Below are 16,434 nucleotides of genomic sequence, written 5' to 3' on the forward strand. Positions count from 1 at the left end.
GGGTCAGGCGGCGGAGCGTGAGGGCCACAGCACAGAGGCAATGGCCACCATCACCAAGCCCACCGCCGCCCAGTCCTGCCAGTGCAGCACTTCATTCAGCCACCACGCACCGCTGAACACCCCCAGCACCGGGATGAACATCACCGACAAGGTGGACGCCACGGGCGGCAGGTCGCGCGCCATCATCAGCCAGGCCACCTGCGCAAACGCAAACACGCCCAGCGCGTTGTAGATGATCGCACCCCAGATGGCGGGTGTGGGGGCCACCCAGGCGGATCGCTCGAACAAAACCGCGGCGGCGGTCATCCACAGCGTGGTGATGAGCGTCATCCAGAACGAGATGGCCAACGTGGGCTGGGGCAAGGTGGTCCGGCGCAGCATCTGTGTGCCCAGGGCCCAGGCGGCCGCGGCGGTGAGCATCATCACCACGCCCACCGGTTTGCCGGTGAGCTGTGTGAGTTCGTGCCACAGCAGCAGCACCACGCCCAGCGCCGCTGCGGCCACGCCGCCCCAGGCGCGCGCACCGAGCCGCTGCCCGAACCACCAGGCCCCCACGATGGCCGAGAACACCGGCATGGTGTAGCCCAGGATCGCCGCCCGGCCGCTCGACAGGGTCTGGATCGCCAGCACCGCCAGCGTGTGCCAGATCAGCATGTTGAACACGGTCAGCACGGCCAGTTCGCGCCAGTGTTCGCGGCCGATGCGAAACGGCACACGGCGCCACACCAGCACCAGCGCGAGCACCGGCAGACCGATCCACATGCTGATGGTGCGGAACGTGAGCGCCGGGAACCCGGTGACACCGAGTTTCATGATGGGCCAGTTGATGCCCCACACCAGGGTGAGCAGGATCAGCAGGACGAGCTGTCGGCGCGAGAGGGCTTGCATGGGGGGCGATCTTAGGGCCCGGCCAACGGGCACCCACCTAAAATCCTCGCATGACCTTTCTTGACATGCTGCGCGGCGCCGAGCGCCAGAACCGCTCCCTGCTCTGCGTGGGCCTCGATCCCGACCCGGCGCGGTTTCCCGCCCAGCTCAAGGGCGATGCCAGCCGCATCTACGACTTCTGCGCGGCCATCGTCGACGCCACGGCCGACACGGCCATCGCCTTCAAACCCCAGATCGCCTACTTCGCCGCCCACCGCGCCGAAGACCAGCTGGAGCGCCTCATGGAGCACATGCGCCGCACGGCGCCCCATGTGCCCACGATCCTGGACGCCAAGCGCGGTGACATCGGCAGCACCGCACAGCAATACGCCATCGAAGCCTTCGAGCGCTACGGGGCTGATGCGGTGACGCTCTCGCCTTTCATGGGTTTTGATTCGCTGCAGCCGTACCTGCAGTACCACGGCAAAGGCGCCTTTCTGCTGTGCCGCACCTCCAACCCGGGTGGTGACGATCTGCAAAACCAGCGCCTGGCTTCGGTCGATGGACAGCCTCTGCTGTACGAACACATCGCCCGGCTCGCGCAAGGGCCGTGGAACCTCAACGGCCAGCTCGGCCTGGTGGTGGGCGCCACCTACCCCGCCGAGATCGAGCGCGTGCGCGAGATCGCACCCACCTTGCCGCTGCTGATTCCCGGGGTGGGCGCGCAGGGCGGTGACGCCGTGGCCACGGTGCGAGCCGGTCTGCGCACGCAGGGCGACGCCACCACCGGACCGGTCATCGTGAACTCGTCGCGCGCGATCCTGTACGCGTCCAACGGCGACGACTATGCGGCCGCGGCCCGGCGCGTGGCGCTCGCCACCCGCGACGAACTGCGGGCCGCCGCCACGGCGTGGGGCCGCGCATGATCGACCTCTACACCGCCGCCACGCCCAACGGACACAAGGTGTCCATCGCGCTCGAAGAGCTCGGCTTGCCTTACACGCTCAAGGTGCTCGATCTCGGCCGGAACGAACAGAAGACGCCGGCTTTTCTCGCCATCAACCCCAATGGCCGCATCCCGGCCATCGTCGACCACGGGGCCGATGGTTTTGCGGTGTTCGAGTCGGGCGCGTGCCTGATGTACCTGGCCGAGAAAACCGGCCAGCTCATGCCCACCGATGCCCGAGGCCGCTCGCTGGTGGTGCAGTGGCTGATGTTCCAGATGGGCGGCATTGGTCCGATGATGGGACAGGCCAACGTGTTCTTCCGCTACTTCCCCGAGAAGATCCCGGCGGTGATCGACCGCTACCAGGGCGAAAGCAAGCGCCTGTTCCGCGTGCTCGACGAGCGGCTCAAAGACCACGAATTCCTCGCCGGTGACTACTCCATCGCCGACATCGCCAACTGGGCCTGGGTGCGCACGCACCGGTGGTCGGGTGTGGACGTGGACGACTTGCCGCACCTGGTGCGCTGGCGCGACGCGATCCGCGCCCGCCCGGCGGTGCAACGCGGCATCGAACAACCGGCATCCAAGGTGGACCTCACCCGCGACGGCGATGCCGGTGCCCAGCGCTTCGCCGAAGAAGCCCGCCGCATGGTGGAAATGGGCCAGAGCCTCAAAGGAAACACGCCATGAAGCTCTACGTGTCTCAACGGGCGCCCAACCCCCGGCGGGTGCAGATGTTCATCGCTGAGAAGGGCATCAAAGGCATCGAGCAGGTCGTGCTCGATCTGAACGCCCAGGAGCACAAGCAGGCCGCCTACCTCAGCAAAAGCCCGCTGGCCCGCGTGCCCGCACTCGAGCTCGACGACGGCCGTGTGCTCACCGAGACCCGCGCCATCTGCACCTGGCTCGAAGGCCTGCAGCCCGAGCCCAACCTGATGGGCCACAACGCACAGGAACGCGCCTTCATCGAGATGGCCGACCGGCGCATGGAGTGGTACCTGATGCTGCCGCTGGCCCACGCGGTGCGCCACACCCACCCGGGCCTCGCGCCGCTGGAGCAACCGCAGTTCCCGGATTTCGGGCAGTCTCAACTGCTCAAGGCGAAAGAAACCGCGGTATGGCTGGATGGCGAACTGCAACGCCAACCGTGGGTCGCGGGTGAGCGTTTCACCATCGCCGACATCACCGCCTTCTGCACCGTGGAGTTCGGCAAGCTGATGCGCTTCAAGCCCGCCGAGGCCGGCCTCGATGCGCTGCAGGCCTGGCGCGACCGGGTGGCCTCGCGGGCCAGCGCCAGCGCCTGAGCAAGCACCCCTGTTCAAGCCCAGGGAGTGGGCGCTTTTTCCAGCGAACGCTCCATGGCGGGCAGCCCCGCCAAACCCGCCGCCAGCCGCGCCTGCAACGCCTGCTGCCAGCCCACCACCTGCGCAGACGTGGGGCCCGGGGGCACGGAAGCCAGCAATGTGTGCGCGGTGCTGAGGTCGTTGAGCTGGCCCAGCAGGCCCTGGGCGTCGGCCAGCACGGCCGTGCTGCGGGCCACACGCCTGGACGGCAGCACGCTGGCCAGAAACTCCTGCGCATAGCGCAGTTTCTTCAGCGCGATGCGCAAGGCGTGCCGCCCCTCGGGCCCCACACGCCGGGCGGCCCGCGCCTGCCGCCGCAGGGCCGCATGGCGTTCGCGCAAGGTGGCCTGGGCCCAATCGGCCAACGCATGGCCGGCAGCGGTCTCGTCCGCTGGCCGGTCCGGGGGCTGAAGACTCAGCACCGCGCGGGTGAAGGCCAGCAAGCGCAGCGCATGTTCACGGCTGCCCAGTGCATCTGCAGCGCGCCGACCGGCGCCACGCCGCTGTGCTTGAACCCAGTCCAGCAGCGCGGGCGTGGCATCGTCGTCGAGGCCGGCCGTGCCCGGGTGGTCCGCCATCAACTCGGGCAACCACTCGGTGGCGAACACATCCCAGTTGCGCGCATCACCCAGCTGGTTGGCCAGCGCCTTCCACTCGCCGGCCCAGTGGGCGGCAAACCGCGCGGGGAGGTGCGCGCGGAAGATGCGCAGCCCGGTGCGCAGGCGCCGCAGCGCCACCCGCGCCTGGTGCACAAACTCGGGATCGGGCAGCGCACCCTCGGGGCCGGGGTGCAGCACACCGGCTTCGTTGGATTGCAGGTGGGTGAGGCAGCTCAGGGCTGCGGCGCGAAACGCCTGCACCGGGTGCATGCCAGGGTGCAGCTCCAGCGCTGACGCCTTCACCGGCTGCAAGCGCTCACCCATGAACAGCGCATAGCCACGCTCGGCCTTGCTGCGGTTGGCCGGCAGCAGGCGCAGCGCGCTGGCCACACGGCCCTGGGGACCCAGCGCGAGGGTGTGGGCCAGGTCCAGCAGGGCGTCCACCGGACCGTCGAGCAGTTCCAGCTCCAGCTCCAGAATCGGCTGGCGGTGGTTGCCCTGGGCGTTGCCGGTGCCGATGAAGCCCTGGTCCAGCGCCACCTCCACCCGGGCCGGTCCATGCTGCAACACCCAGCTGCGGCGCGTGAAGTCGGTGCGGAACACGGGCACCAGCTGCCAGGCCACGCTGGCCAGCTGCGCGGCCAGGGCCGGCTCACTCACCAAGGCGACGAAATCGAAGGCGCCCGGCCGGGTGGGCGCTTCCCACTCACCGCGCTGCGACAAGCCCCCCACCGACTGGCCCGCCGTCTTCACCGTGAGCAGCGTCTGTCGCCCCACGCGGCGCTCGCGCACGGCCATGCGCTGCTCGCGCAAGGCGAGCGTGGAGGTATCGAAGTAGGTGTTGAACAGGCGCTCACGCCGGGCGGGGCTGTTCTTGAGCAAGGGGTGTCGCAGCAGGTCCGCGAGGTCTTGCGGATGCACTTCGAGCTTGAGTTCGGTTTCTTGCGACATGGTGTGGTGGCGATCGGTGGTTGTTGGGCGACAGACTGCACAGTCTGACAGCCCGTGAAGCCATGGCGCAACACGCAACCCCTGGGTACACACGTCGTCACCAGTGACGCAGCCCGCGGGGGCACAATTCTCTGCGGAGACTCTCCATTTCAACCATGCCACTCACCGTGCACACCATGAAAAACTCGCTCAAACACAGCAGCCGCGCATTCGCGGTGGCCCTCGCCCTTGGCCTGAGCCTGGTACCCGCCCTGGCCGAGAAGCCCGACCATGCGGGCGGCGGCAAACACGGCAAGGGAGACAAGTACGAGCACAGCGGCAAGGGCGACAAAGGTGGCAAGAAGGACCGCGATGACCAGCCGCGCTACAGCCAAGGCTCAGGCGATCGCTCGTCCACCAACGTCGCGGTGCAGATCAACATCGGCGGCTACTTTCAAGACAGCCAGCGCGTGGCGGTGCGCGAGTACTACGAGCCGCGTTTCCGGGCCGGCAATTGCCCACCCGGTCTGGCCAAAAAGAACAACGGCTGCATGCCGCCGGGGCAGGCCAAGAAGTGGCGCAAGGGCTACCGCCTGCCGTCCGACGTGGTCTATTACCCCGTGCCCAACGACATCTCGATCCGCCTGGGCGTGCCGCCCTCGGGCTACAAGTACGTGCGCGTGGCGGCCGACATCCTGCTGATCGCCGTGGGCACCAGCATGGTGGTCGACGCCATCGAAGACCTGAGCCGCCTCTGAGCGCATCGCCATGGCCCGCTTTCAACTTTGCGCGTGCGCGTGGGTGCTGGCGGCATGGACCTCGGGGGGCCATGCGCAAAACGCCGAGCCGGTGGCGCTCGAAGCCAGCCGCGACTATTTGCTCGGCGCGTCGCTCTCCAGCGGACGCGACCCGTTCGGCACCAGCGAGCAGAAGCTCGGTCTGCGCCCGATCTGGGCCTTTCAACTGGGACGCTTTCGCTTCGCCACCTCGGGCGCCAGCGCACTGCTCGCGCAGGGTCGCGAATCGGTGGACAGCGGCGTGAGCACGGTGCTCACCCGAAGCGACCTGGTCTCGCTGAGCACCTCGTTGTCCGTCGACGAAGGCCGTTCGTGGAAAGACGATCCGGTGTTCGGTGGTCTGCCGCGCGTGCGCGACACGGTGCGCGGGCGCGTCACCGCCGGCGTCACGCTCGGCCCGCGCTGGAGCGGCTCGCTGCGCGCCTCGCAGGACTTGCTCGGCCGCGGCGGCGGCCTGAGGCTCGATTCGGGCCTGAACTACCGCTACCCGGTGTCCCCGCAAACACATTGGGACTTGTCGCTGGGCATCGGCTGGGCCAACAGCACCTACCGGCAAACGCACTACGGCATCGCCCCCGATGCCGCCGCCACGAGCGGCTTGCCGGCCTACGCGCTGGGCTCGGGTTTTGACGGTGCATCGCTGGGTTGGCGCATGACGTCGGCGCTGAACCGCAACTGGGTGGCCTATGGCGGTTTGAGCGTGTACCAGCTGCAGGGCGCCGTGGCGCGCAGCCCACTGGCCACCAGCACCACCACCTTCGGCGCGACGCTGGGACTGGCTTACCGCAACAACTGAGGCGTCACGCGGCCTGCGGCAACGTCAACAAGCGCTGGAGGTAATGCCCGGTGTGGCTGCCCACCTGCGCCGCGATGGCCTCGGGCGTGCCCTGCGCGAGCACCGTGCCCCCGCCAGAGCCGCCCTCGGGGCCCATGTCGATCACCCAGTCGGCGGTCTTGATCACATCCAGGTTGTGCTCGATGACCACGATGGTGTTGCCCGCGTCGCGCAGCTGGTGCAGCACCTGGAGCAGCAGCTCGATGTCGGCGAAGTGCAGGCCGGTGGTGGGTTCGTCCAGGATGTAGAGCGTGCGGCCGGTGTCGCGCTTGCTGAGTTCCAGCGCGAGCTTGACGCGCTGCGCCTCACCACCCGAGAGCGTGGTCGCACTCTGGCCGAGCTGGATGTAGGTCAGGCCCACGTCCATCAGCGTCTGCAGCTTGCGGTGCAGCGTGGGCACGGCGGTGAAGAAGGTGTGGGCCTGCTCGACCGTCATGTCCAGGATCTGCGCAATGTTCTTGCCCTTGTACTGAACGTCCAGCGTCTCGCGGTTGTAGCGCTGGCCGCTGCACACCTCGCACGGTACGTACACGTCGGGCAGAAAGTGCATCTCCACCTTGACCACGCCATCGCCCTGACACGCTTCGCAGCGGCCACCGGCCACGTTGAAACTGAAGCGGCCCGGGCCGTAGCCACGCTCGCGCGCGGTGGGCACCTCGGCCATCAGCTCCCGGATGCCGGTGAAAAGGCCGGTGTAGGTGGCCGGGTTGCTGCGCGGCGTGCGGCCGATGGGCGACTGGTCGACGTTGATGACCTTGTCGAAATGCTCGATGCCTTCGATGGCTTCGTGTTCGGCGGGCTCGTCGTGCGAGCGGTAGAGCGTGCGCGCCACCGCGGCGTAGAGCGTGTCGTTGACCAGGGTGGATTTGCCCGAGCCGCTCACGCCGGTGACGCAGGTGAGCAGGCCCACCGGAAACGCCACGCTCACGCCCTTGAGGTTGTGGCCGGTGGCGTTGACCACGCGGATCTCCTGCAGCTCGCCCAGCGAGGCCTGGTGCGCGGCCTCGCGCGCAGCGCGGCGTTCGGCCGCCGGGCTGGGCGCAAAACGCGGCTTGAAGGCGGGCGCCGTGCTCTTGACCACCGGCAGCCACGGCGTGCGCCGCGACGGCACCGCAATGCTGCGCACCCCGCTGAGGTACTCGCCGGTGAGCGAACCCGGCGTGGCCATGACGGCGGCGCAGGTGCCCTGCGCCATGACGCGCCCGCCGTGCACGCCGGCACCCGGGCCCATGTCGATCACGTGGTCGGCGGTGCGGATCATGTCCTCGTCGTGTTCGACCACGAGCACCGTGTTGCCCAGGTCGCGCAGGTGCTGCAGCGTGGCAATCAGCCGGTCGTTGTCGCGCTGGTGCAGGCCGATGCTGGGCTCGTCGAGCACGTACATCACACCTGTCAGGCCGCTGCCGATCTGGCTGGCCAGGCGGATGCGCTGGGCCTCGCCGCCGCTGAGCGTGTCGGCGCTGCGGTCCAGGCTCAGGTAGTTCAGACCCACGTCGTTCAAAAACTTCAGGCGCTGGCGGATCTCGTTGATCACGCGCGCCGCGATGTCGCCTTTGGTGCCACGCAGCTCCAGCTTCTGGAAATACGCCAGCGCATCACCGAGCGTGACGTGGCTGATCTTGTAGATGGGCTGCTTGTGCTCACCCTCACCCACGAACACGTGGCGCGCTTCGCGGCGCAGGCGCGCACCGCCGCAATCAGGACACGGTTGCACCGCGCGGTAGCGCGCCAGCTCTTCGCGCACGGCCGGGCTGTCGGTCTCGCGGTAGCGGCGTTCGAAGTTGCGGATGATGCCTTCGAAGGGGTGCTTCTTGCTGACCCTCTTGCCCGCGCGTTCGCCCGATTCGAGGGCGTAGCTGAACTTGATCTCTTCCTCACCCGAGCCGTAAAGCAGGGCCTGCTGCACAGGTGCCGGGATCGCCTCCCAGGGGCCTTCGGCATCGAACTTGTAGTGCGCCGCCAGGCTTTCGATCATGGCGAAGTAGTAGCCGTTGCGCCGGTCCCAGCCCTTGATGGCGCCGCTGGCCAGGCTCAGCGTGGGGAAGGCCACCACGCGCGCCGGATCGAAGAACTCGGTGTGGCCCAGGCCGTCGCAGGTCGGGCAGGCGCCCATGGGCGAGTTGAACGAGAACAGGCGCGGCTCCAGCTCACCCACGGTGTAGCTGCACAGCGGGCAGGCGAACTTGGCGGAGAACGTGGTCTCCGCGCCGGTGTCCATGTCCACGGCCAGTGCCCTGCCATCGGCCAGGCGAAGTGCGGCCTCGAAACTTTCAGCCAGCCGCTGACGGAGCGGGTTCACGCCCTCCTCCTCACCATCGGTGCGCACCTTGATGCGGTCGATCACCACGTCGATGTTGTGCTTCTCGGTTTTCTTCAGGGCCGGCAGGGCGTCGAAGTCGAGCACCGTCTGGTTGATGCGGAAACGCACGTAGCCCTGTGCCTGCATGTCGGCAAACAACTCGGTGAACTCGCCCTTCTTCTCGCGCGCCACCGGCGCCAGGATCATCAGGCGCGTGCCTTCGGGCAGGGACAGCACGGCGTCCACCATCTGCGCCACGCTTTGCGCGGCCAACGGCAGGTCGTGCTCGGGGCAATGCGGCGTGCCGGCGCGGGCGAACAGCAGGCGCAGGTAGTCGTGGATCTCGGTGACCGTGCCCACGGTGGAGCGCGGGTTGTGGGTGGTGGCCTTCTGCTCGATGGCGATCGCCGGCGACAGGCCTTCGATCAGGTCCACGTCGGGCTTGTCCATGAGCTGCAGGAACTGCCGCGCGTAGGCCGAGAGGCTCTCCACATAACGGCGCTGGCCCTCGGCGTACAGCGTGTCGAACGCCAGGCTCGATTTGCCCGATCCCGACAGCCCCGTGATGACCACCAGCGAGTGTTTGGGGATGTCGAGGTCGATGTTTTTCAGGTTGTGCGTGCGGGCGCCACGCACCGACAAAAACGGGCTGGCGTGGCGCAGGTGCGCGGCGTTGACACGATTCAGCAGCGCTGGTTCGTCGGGCTCCACCGGCACAGTCTCCGGAATAGGGGCGCCGGTCAAACTCGGCAGATTCAGGTCCGGGGGCAGGTTCTGGTTCAAGGCGCGGTGGGTGTGTTCAGGGCAACCCGGCATGATAAGCCGCCGAGCGTTTTTGCGCCGGCCCGTCCGGCGCGCGCAAGCCCTTCAAGCACAATACCGGCTTTGTCCGGCGCCGCCTTGTCCTCCCTCAGCACAGCCCCCTCCGACACGCCCGCCCCAGGGGCGGCAACGCGCATGACGCCGATCGAGCGGCGCACCAGCGGCGCGCTGGCGTCCATCTACGCGTTGCGCATGCTCGGGCTGTTCCTGGTGTTGCCGGTGTTCGTGCTGCAGGCCCCCACCTACCCCGGTGGCGACGATCCCTTTCTGGTCGGCCTGGCCATGGGCGTCTACGGGCTGACGCAGGCCCTGTTCCAGGTGCCGTTCGGCATCGCCTCCGACCGGCTGGGCCGAAAACCCGTGATCCAGGCGGGTCTGGCGCTCTTTGTCGTTGGCAGCCTGATCGCCGCCTGGGCGCCCACCATGGTGTGGCTGGCCATCGGCAGGGCCCTGCAAGGTTCGGGCGCGATCTCTGCCGCCGTCACCGCCCTGCTGGCCGACCTCACACGCAACGAGGTGCGCACCAAGTCCATGGCGCTGGTGGGCATCAGCATCGCGCTCATGTTCGCGCTGTCGCTGGTGCTGGCGCCGCTGCTGGTGCCCCTTATTGGCCTCGCCGGCCTGTTTGCCCTCACCGCGGTGCTGGCCGCCATCGGCATGGCCGTGGTGGCCTGGGTCGTGCCGCCCGAGCCGCCGGTGCAGCACGCGCAGAACCGCGGCGGCCTGCGCGAGGTGCTGGCCGATGTGGAACTGCTGCGCGTGGACCTGGGCGTGTTCGTGCTGCACGCGGTGCAGATCGCCATGTGGATGTCGGTGCCCGCCCTGCTGCAAGAGGCCGGCCTGACCAGCGCCGAGCAGTGGAAGGTGTACCTGCCGGCCGTGCTGGCATCGCTGCTCGTCATGGGCGGGCTGCTCTTCCGGCTGGAGCGCATGGGCTACTTCAAACAGGTCTACCTGGGGTCGATCGCGCTCATCGTGCTGGCCCAGCTCGGGTTCTGGCTCAACCTGCAAGCGCCCTCGCTGTGGGCGGTGGGCGCGCTGTTGTGTGTGTATTTCGTCGGGTTCAACACCCAGGAAGCCAGCCAGCCCAGCCTGGTGTCGCGGCTGGCCGAGCCGCGCCAGCGCGGGGCGGCGCTGGGTGTCTACAACACGCTGATGTCGCTGGGCATCTTCGCCGGCGGCAGCCTGGGCGGTCTGGTGATCAAGACCTGGGGCAGCACCGGCATCTTCTTCGTCAGCGCCGGCCTGATGCTGCTGTGGATGGCGCTGGCCTGGCCGATGCGCTCGACCGCTCGCGTCTAACGTCCAAGGGGTTCAGGCTGGGGAGCCGGGTCGGTGCGATCCCGCAGCGACCGCATCATCAACAGCGACATCGTGCTGTAGAGCGGCCGGCTGATCATGCGCGAGACCAGGCTGGCCAGCAGCGCGCAGGCCATGAGGCTGAGCACCATGCTGTGGCCATCGGTCATCTCCATCACGATGATCATGGCGGTGATGGGCGTTTGCGTCACGGCGGCCAGAAAACCGCACATGCCCAGCGCGATCAGGGCCGCACCGTGGGGTGAGTTCAGCAGCCAGGCCACGTCGGCGCCCACGCCAGCGCCCAGCGACAGGCTGGGTCCGAAGATGCCGCCGGGCACACCGGCCCAGGCCGACAACCACGACGCCACGAATTTCAGGCCGGTGAACACCAGGGGTTGGTGCGTGGCGCCCGGGTCGGCGGCCTGATCCAGCAGGTCTTTGGTGTGTTCGTGCCCGACCCCCACGGCCGCGCCGTCGCTGACCACCGCGATCACGGCCACCACCAGCCCGCAGAGGGCGGCAAACGTGACCGGGCGCTTGCGCCGGTAGGCGCAAAAGCGATCGGGCAGCCCGGTGAACGAGGCGAGCATGAGCCGGGAGAGCAGTCCCCCGAGCAAGCCACAAGTCAGCGCCACCAGCGCACCCGGCGCCAGCAGGCTCCACCACGACAGCGCGTCGGCCCGCACCCGCCCGAAGTAGGACAGGTTGCCGAACGCCGACACCGCCACCAGACCGGCGACCACAATGGCCGCGAGCATGAGGCCGCTGCTGCGGTCCTGCAGGCGGCGCGAAAGCTCCTCGATGGCAAACACGATGCCGCCCAGCGGCGTGTTGAAGGCCGCAGCGATACCGGCCGCGCCGCCGGCCACCAGCAATTCGCGGTCGCTGATGCCCGAGGCCGGCGACAGCCAGCGCCGCGCGTGCAGCATCACCCCGGCCGCCACCTGCACCGACGGCCCCTGCCGACCCACCGACAAGCCCGCCAGCAGCCCGCCCGACACGCCCAGCACCTTGGCCGCACTCAGCTTCAAGGACACAAAACGCGAGCGCTCACTCAGCGGGGTCTCCGGCGCCAGCGCGGTGAGCACCTGCGGCACGCCCGAGCCCACCGCGCCGGGCGCCCAGCGCCGGATCGTCCAGACGATCAAGGCGGTCAGGGCCGGCGTCCAGATCAGGGGGGCCCACCACCAGCCGCTGCGCAGGCGGCTGTAGAGGTCGATGGCGGCATCGGCCAGCAGGGTGAAGCCCACCACCGCCAGACCCGCAAGCACGGCGTAGGCGATCACCACCGCCCGGTCCAGCCATTGCCGGCCGCCGCCCATTTCGTCGCGCAGGTTCTGCAGGAAGTCCGGTTCGCCTTTCATGGGGTGGCAGTGTAGGGCCAGGGGTATACGGGTTGCGCCTCGCCTGCGCCAACGGCCCGCTGACGGTCAGTTGCGGCACAATGACTGACCGTTTTTCGGGCCGGCCCGCACGGGCCGCCCCACCCCTCTACAGGACATCACCATGGCATCCGTCAACAAAGTCATCCTCGTCGGCAATTGCGGCCGAGACCCCGAGATCCGATACCTCCCCTCGGGTCAGGCCGTGGCCAACGTGAGCGTGGCCACCTCCAGCCGCCGCAAGGACAAAAACAGCGGCGAGATGATCGAAGACACGCAGTGGCACCGCGTCACCTTCTACGACCGCCTGGCCGAGATCGCGGGTGAATACGTCAAGAAGGGCCGTCCGATCTACGTGGAAGGCCGCCTGAAATACGGCAAGTACACCGACCAGGCGGGCGTCGAGAAGAACACGGTGGACATCGTCGCCACCGAACTGCAGCTGCTGGGCGGCCGTGAAGGCATGGGCGGCAACGAAGAGGGCGGCGGTGGCGGCGGCTATGCCCGCCCGCCCGCTGCAGCCCCACGGGCACCGGCACCCGCCGCGCGGCAGGCCCCGGCCGCCGCACCCGCGCGGCAGTCCAGCGGCTTCGACGACATGGACGACGACATCCCGTTCTGACGCAGGTCGGCCGTGTCGTCGGCACACGGCAGGGTGTTCATTCCTTCAACCGGTGCTCACCATGGTCAAAGTTGTTGTTGCAGAAGATCACGCACTGGTCCGTCAGGGCATCAGCATGTTGCTGTCGGCCACCGGCGGATTCCAGCTGGTGGCGGAAACCGCCTTGGGCAGTGAGGTCGAGGCGCTGGTGGGCTTTCACAAGCCCGACCTGCTGCTGCTGGACCTCGCGCTGAGCGACAGCTCGGGCATCGAAGTCGCCCGCAAGGTCAAGAAGCTCACGCCCGAGACCAAGGTGCTGATCGTCACAGGCAATGTTTACCCGGGCTCGGTCGCCAACGCGTTTGCAGCAGGCGCTGATGGCTTCGTCCTCAAACACGAGCAAGGGTCCGAGCTGCTGGACGCCATCCAGGCTGTGCTGTCGGGCCGCCAATACATCAGCCAGCAGGTGTCCAAGAGCCTGGACAGCACGGCCAACGTGCGCGCGAGCAGCCTGGGTCTTTCGCAGACGTTGACCCAGCGCGAACAGCAGATCGTTCGCATGATCGCCAAAGGCGGCAGCAACCAGGAAATCGCAGATGCTCTGCACATCAGCGTGCTCACCGCGCGCAAACACCGGCAGAACGTGATGCTCAAACTCGGCCTGCACAACGGCGCCGAAATCGCGGCCTACGCCATGCAGTCGGGGCTGGCCGAAGCGCCCGACGTGGACAGCAACCTCTGAGCCCGTCGCGTACATCCCCCAGTACCCGGACCAGCTCCCCGAGGAGCACCGAAGTTCTGCACCCAAGGGGAAAACGCACGCTTTTTTCGCAAAATAGTGCTCATGCATTATTGGGGGTAGGGGTATCCGGGCCAGATACTTCATCCCATGGTGAACGCATCTTCGGACACCTAACCAACCGCAGACCAGCGAGGTACATCATGAGGATTCATGCATTGACCCAGGGAGTCATCAAACACTTGGGCCTGAGGAGCGAAGTGAAACCACAAGCCAGCGAAGACATCGACTCCGAGATCACACCCACATCGATCTCGGACGATTACCACGACATGATCAAGGATTGCTTCGAGATGCTGGGACTCGGACCCGACCAGATCCGCATCATGGTGCGATCCGTCGGTCTGAACCCGGCGGGCCTCGAGATCTACGCCGCCTTTGTCAAGGTGGTCAAGTGGGACGCCAGCGTGGTCGACATGCTCGGCAAGATGCCCGCGATCGAAAAGAAGATCGACCGGCGCGTGCGCCAGAGTTCGATGCTGCGCTACAGCGCGTTTGCCGGCCTGTGGTTCAGGTCGCCCGCCGACGTGAACGCACCGCTCGCCACGATGCACTGACACGCTGGCTCCTCCAGATGACCAAGGGCCTTGCTGAAGATCAGCAAGGCCCTTTTTTCGTGGCACCGTGAACCGCCGTGTCCCGATGAACGCAGCGATGTGACCCCGAACCGTTCAGTACCCGTCTGCCGGCTCAACGAGCCCGAACTGCTGGGGCAGCAGACCGGCGAGTGCATACAGGTGGTGCTGGCTCGACCGCCGCTGCGCCAAACAGGAGAGCATGGCGTGGTTGCACCGGCTCTCCTCCACGATGGCATCCGCGTACTCGGTTGCGCTGCGGGTGTTCAGGCGAAACCAGGTCTCGGCGGTGCGCCGCAGGGAGCGCGCCCGAACCAGACGCGCATGCTCCCGGTCGAAATTCAGCACCGCCTGAAAATACGCCTCTCGGGCACCCGCAAAAACCGTCGCGGCCTGCGCTCTGGCCTCCTCGAGACCCGACAGCCAGGCACCAAAATCCACCGGCCCGAAACCGCTCGGGTGGGCAGGGTCGGCGCGTTGCGCTGCCCACGCCTGGGCACGCAGGCTGAGGCTGAACTGCACGTCGGCACCGGTGGACTGGCTGGCTTGCGCGAGCCGGTCCATCTCGTCCAGCTGAACAGGCTCGAGGGCGTCAAATCCGGCTTTCAACTGAACCGGCAGCAACCGGGTCAGTTGCGTGAATCGGCGACCAATGCGGTTCCAGTCGCTCACGCACCGCGTCACCATGTCCCGCGCAGAACACAGCCGGGCGGCGACCTTGCGGTGCTCCACCGGGCTGGCCTGACCCAGCTCGACCCGGGCCGCCAGCATCTCGAGCACGACTTCCAGCTCGCGCTGGGTGGCGATGGCGCTTTGCAGTTGCTGGCGCGCCGCGTCCAGCTGCAGGCAGGTCTCAAGTACGGTGTCCAGAACGCGGTTCACGCGCCGCAGCATGGGTTCATCGGCGGGTCCGGCGGGACTGTCCATCTGCAGGACATGGTGCAACACCGCCGCCAGTGTCAGGGGCTGGTGAGCCTGACCGGCGCCACCCCTCGGTGCAGGGATGCGCCCATCCGGGACAGGGGGTGCGCTTGCCGGCGTGGCGGGGTCGTCCGGAGAAGCCTTGGCGTCTCGCTGCAAGGTGTCGGCAAAGCGCTCTGTCATGCTCGTTTCTTCCTGGGTGGATGACGTGAGCTTCGAGTCTCAGAGCAGGCCATGCGGGCCTCAATAACACGCGTGCAGTATTTCCAGAGCCGATCGCAGCAGACGTCACGCAAGGCCCCTGCACCTCCCGCTCGCCCTCCACCCGGTGGATTTATTTCGGTCCCACGGCTACGATCTTTCAACCCCGCTCCGCCACCCAAGGACACATCTGAATCCCATGCGAAATCCCTTCGTGATTCCGTGGCACCTTCTCCCGGGCCTGGGGGCTGCGCTGGGGCCGGATGCCGCACTGCTGGGCGCATCGGCAGCCTTCAGGGATCTGCATGAAGTCAGGGGAGGTCCGTCCGACTGGACGGCGCTGTTGTGCGGTCCTTCGCTCCAGGACCTGACGTCGGCCCTCGCGCGACCCCAAAATTTTCAGGTCTCACTGCGGCTGAGCGAGACCAGTGCAACGGGTGCGGCCCTGCCACCCATGTGGCTCGCCTGCAATGGGCATTGGAGTGCGGAGCTCGGTCATCACGCGTGTTACTTCGCAGACACCACCGCGGTCGAACTGTCACGACGGCAGGCTCGGTCCATCACCGAAAGCATCCAGCTGGTGTTCTCGCACCTGCCCATGATGGTGGCGTATTTTGGTCACCAACCGCGCAGCGTCTGCCTGTTTGCCAACCAGCAGTTTGCCGAGGTGTTCGGGCTGGACGAGCAGTCCATCGTCGGCATGAGCCCGCGGGATGTGGTGGGTGAGGACCTTGTGGAAGAAGTCAACCTGCACGTCAGGCGCCTGCTCCACGAAAGGACACCCGTGACCTTCACGTGCGAGGTCGACACGGGCACAGGCGCGCCGAGGTGGGTTGAGGTGAGTCTCAGCCTGGCGACCCGGTCTTGGCCGGCCAGCTCGGAAAAGGGGTTGTTTTTCCTGCTCACCGACATCACCCAGCGTTACAAGGCCGAGCAGGCACTGCGCGAATCGGAGGATCGCCTCTCCCGCTTCATGAGCGCCAGCGAAGAAGGGGTGATCTTCCACAGCGACGGGCGGATCACGGACGCCAACCCCGCCGCCAGCCGCCTGTTCGAAATGCCGCTGCACACACTGTTGGGCAAACCGGTGCTGAACCTGGTGTCACCGGCGTTTCGAGATCGAGCGGCCGACATCCTTGCCTCCGGGGCGGACGCGGCGCACGAGAGCGAGATCTTCAACGTGCGCGGCGAGCGCATCCCGGTGGAGATCATCGG

The 16,434-nt window shown here is 67.5% G+C and carries 15 protein-coding genes; 10 read left to right on the plus strand and 5 right to left on the minus strand.

All coding sequences use genetic code 11. From position 1 onward, the window contains the following. Window positions 1-3: 3 nt before the first annotated feature. A complete protein-coding gene (locus Q1W68_RS03835) occupies window positions 4-888 on the minus strand; it encodes an EamA family transporter (protein ID WP_300715642.1) in 885 nt (294 codons plus the stop codon). Between the two features lie 50 nt (window positions 889-938). On the opposite strand from Q1W68_RS03835, the gene pyrF reads away from it, so the two are divergent. Genes pyrF through Q1W68_RS03850 form a run of 3 tightly spaced genes read left to right on the plus strand, consistent with a single transcriptional unit; the run spans window position 939 to window position 3,117 of the window. Further along, the gene (gene pyrF / locus Q1W68_RS03840) at window positions 939-1,793 is read left to right on the plus strand and encodes an orotidine-5'-phosphate decarboxylase (protein WP_300649953.1); all 855 of its coding nucleotides are present in this window, start codon (window positions 939-941) and stop codon (window positions 1,791-1,793) included. Further along, window positions 1,790-2,503, plus strand: coding sequence for a glutathione S-transferase N-terminal domain-containing protein (locus Q1W68_RS03845; RefSeq protein ID WP_300649955.1), 714 nt, complete (start codon window positions 1,790-1,792; stop codon window positions 2,501-2,503). The genes pyrF and Q1W68_RS03845 overlap by 4 nt, the downstream gene beginning before the upstream one ends. Further along, window positions 2,500-3,117 carry a glutathione S-transferase family protein gene (locus tag Q1W68_RS03850; RefSeq protein ID WP_300649956.1) on the plus strand — a complete coding sequence of 206 codons (618 nt, stop codon included), beginning with the start codon at window positions 2,500-2,502 and terminating at the stop codon, window positions 3,115-3,117. Before Q1W68_RS03845 ends, Q1W68_RS03850 begins: the two co-directional genes overlap by 4 nt. A gap of 14 nt (window positions 3,118-3,131) precedes the next feature. Here the strand turns inward: Q1W68_RS03850 and Q1W68_RS03855 are convergent, their stop codons facing one another. Further along, on the minus strand, window positions 3,132-4,706 hold the full coding sequence (locus tag Q1W68_RS03855; RefSeq protein WP_300649958.1) for a CYTH and CHAD domain-containing protein: 1,575 nt from the start codon (window positions 4,704-4,706) through the stop codon (window positions 3,132-3,134). A gap of 155 nt (window positions 4,707-4,861) precedes the next feature. Between Q1W68_RS03855 and Q1W68_RS03860 the strand changes: the two genes are divergently transcribed. Together Q1W68_RS03860 and Q1W68_RS03865 are read left to right on the plus strand one after the other, a co-directional pair. Continuing rightward, window positions 4,862-5,443: a hypothetical protein gene (locus tag Q1W68_RS03860; protein WP_300715644.1), complete on the plus strand. Its 582-nt coding sequence runs from the start codon at window positions 4,862-4,864 to the stop codon at window positions 5,441-5,443. Window positions 5,444-5,453: 10 nt separating this feature from the next. After that, the gene (locus Q1W68_RS03865) at window positions 5,454-6,278 is read left to right on the plus strand and encodes a MipA/OmpV family protein (protein WP_300649961.1); all 825 of its coding nucleotides are present in this window, start codon (window positions 5,454-5,456) and stop codon (window positions 6,276-6,278) included. A 4-nt stretch (window positions 6,279-6,282) separates the two neighbouring features. Here the strand turns inward: Q1W68_RS03865 and uvrA are convergent, their stop codons facing one another. Then, window positions 6,283-9,258: an excinuclease ABC subunit UvrA gene (uvrA, locus tag Q1W68_RS03870; protein WP_366146692.1), complete on the minus strand. Its 2,976-nt coding sequence runs from the start codon at window positions 9,256-9,258 to the stop codon at window positions 6,283-6,285. Window positions 9,259-9,573: 315 nt separating this feature from the next. Between uvrA and Q1W68_RS03875 the strand changes: the two genes are divergently transcribed. Beyond that, window positions 9,574-10,740 carry an MFS transporter gene (locus Q1W68_RS03875; RefSeq protein WP_300651979.1) on the plus strand — a complete coding sequence of 389 codons (1,167 nt, stop codon included), beginning with the start codon at window positions 9,574-9,576 and terminating at the stop codon, window positions 10,738-10,740. Here the strand turns inward: Q1W68_RS03875 and Q1W68_RS03880 are convergent. Beyond that, window positions 10,737-12,104 carry a chloride channel protein gene (locus Q1W68_RS03880; protein WP_300658648.1) on the minus strand — a complete coding sequence of 456 codons (1,368 nt, stop codon included), beginning with the start codon at window positions 12,102-12,104 and terminating at the stop codon, window positions 10,737-10,739. The genes Q1W68_RS03875 and Q1W68_RS03880 overlap by 4 nt on opposite strands. 142 nt (window positions 12,105-12,246) lie before the next feature. On the opposite strand from Q1W68_RS03880, the gene ssb reads away from it, so the two are divergent. The 3 genes from ssb (at window position 12,247) to Q1W68_RS03895 (ending at window position 14,079) form a co-directional block, all read left to right on the plus strand. Further along, window positions 12,247-12,744 carry a single-stranded DNA-binding protein gene (gene ssb, locus Q1W68_RS03885; protein WP_300650550.1) on the plus strand — a complete coding sequence of 166 codons (498 nt, stop codon included), beginning with the start codon at window positions 12,247-12,249 and terminating at the stop codon, window positions 12,742-12,744. Between the two features lie 61 nt (window positions 12,745-12,805). Then, window positions 12,806-13,465: a response regulator transcription factor gene (locus Q1W68_RS03890; RefSeq protein ID WP_300650548.1), complete on the plus strand. Its 660-nt coding sequence runs from the start codon at window positions 12,806-12,808 to the stop codon at window positions 13,463-13,465. 257 nt (window positions 13,466-13,722) lie between these two features. Then, on the plus strand, window positions 13,723-14,079 hold the full coding sequence (locus Q1W68_RS03895; RefSeq protein WP_300650545.1) for a hypothetical protein: 357 nt from the start codon (window positions 13,723-13,725) through the stop codon (window positions 14,077-14,079). 114 nt (window positions 14,080-14,193) lie between these two features. Here Q1W68_RS03895 and Q1W68_RS03900 read toward each other — a convergent pair whose 3' ends face one another. After that, window positions 14,194-15,024, minus strand: coding sequence for a hypothetical protein (locus tag Q1W68_RS03900; protein ID WP_300715645.1), 831 nt, complete (start codon window positions 15,022-15,024; stop codon window positions 14,194-14,196). Between the two features lie 394 nt (window positions 15,025-15,418). On the opposite strand from Q1W68_RS03900, the gene Q1W68_RS03905 reads away from it, so the two are divergent. Beyond that, window positions 15,419-16,434, plus strand: a 1,016-nt coding sequence (locus Q1W68_RS03905; RefSeq protein ID WP_300650539.1) for a PAS domain-containing protein, incomplete at its 3' end; no start/stop codon positions are given.

The sequence above is a fragment of the Hydrogenophaga sp. genome (genome assembly GCF_030158645.1).
Lineage (GTDB): Bacteria > Pseudomonadota > Gammaproteobacteria > Burkholderiales > Burkholderiaceae_C > Hydrogenophaga.

Bases quoted from the DNA above. Each gene is read 5' to 3' on its own strand.
- Q1W68_RS03835 (WP_300715642.1), bottom strand. From the start codon at position 888: ATGCAAGCCCTCTCGCGCCGACAGCTCGTCCTGCTGATCCTGCTCACC.
- pyrF (WP_300649953.1), top strand. From the start codon at position 939: ATGACCTTTCTTGACATGCTGCGCGGCGCCGAGCGCCAGAACCGCTCC.
- Q1W68_RS03845 (WP_300649955.1), top strand. From the start codon at position 1,790: ATGATCGACCTCTACACCGCCGCCACGCCCAACGGACACAAGGTGTCC.
- Q1W68_RS03850 (WP_300649956.1), top strand. From the start codon at position 2,500: ATGAAGCTCTACGTGTCTCAACGGGCGCCCAACCCCCGGCGGGTGCAG.
- Q1W68_RS03855 (WP_300649958.1), bottom strand. From the start codon at position 4,706: ATGTCGCAAGAAACCGAACTCAAGCTCGAAGTGCATCCGCAAGACCTC.
- Q1W68_RS03860 (WP_300715644.1), top strand. From the start codon at position 4,862: ATGCCACTCACCGTGCACACCATGAAAAACTCGCTCAAACACAGCAGC.
- Q1W68_RS03865 (WP_300649961.1), top strand. From the start codon at position 5,454: ATGGCCCGCTTTCAACTTTGCGCGTGCGCGTGGGTGCTGGCGGCATGG.
- Q1W68_RS03875 (WP_300651979.1), top strand. From the start codon at position 9,574: ATGACGCCGATCGAGCGGCGCACCAGCGGCGCGCTGGCGTCCATCTAC.
- Q1W68_RS03880 (WP_300658648.1), bottom strand. From the start codon at position 12,104: ATGAAAGGCGAACCGGACTTCCTGCAGAACCTGCGCGACGAAATGGGC.
- ssb (WP_300650550.1), top strand. From the start codon at position 12,247: ATGGCATCCGTCAACAAAGTCATCCTCGTCGGCAATTGCGGCCGAGAC.
- Q1W68_RS03890 (WP_300650548.1), top strand. From the start codon at position 12,806: ATGGTCAAAGTTGTTGTTGCAGAAGATCACGCACTGGTCCGTCAGGGC.
- Q1W68_RS03900 (WP_300715645.1), bottom strand. From the start codon at position 15,024: ATGGACAGTCCCGCCGGACCCGCCGATGAACCCATGCTGCGGCGCGTG.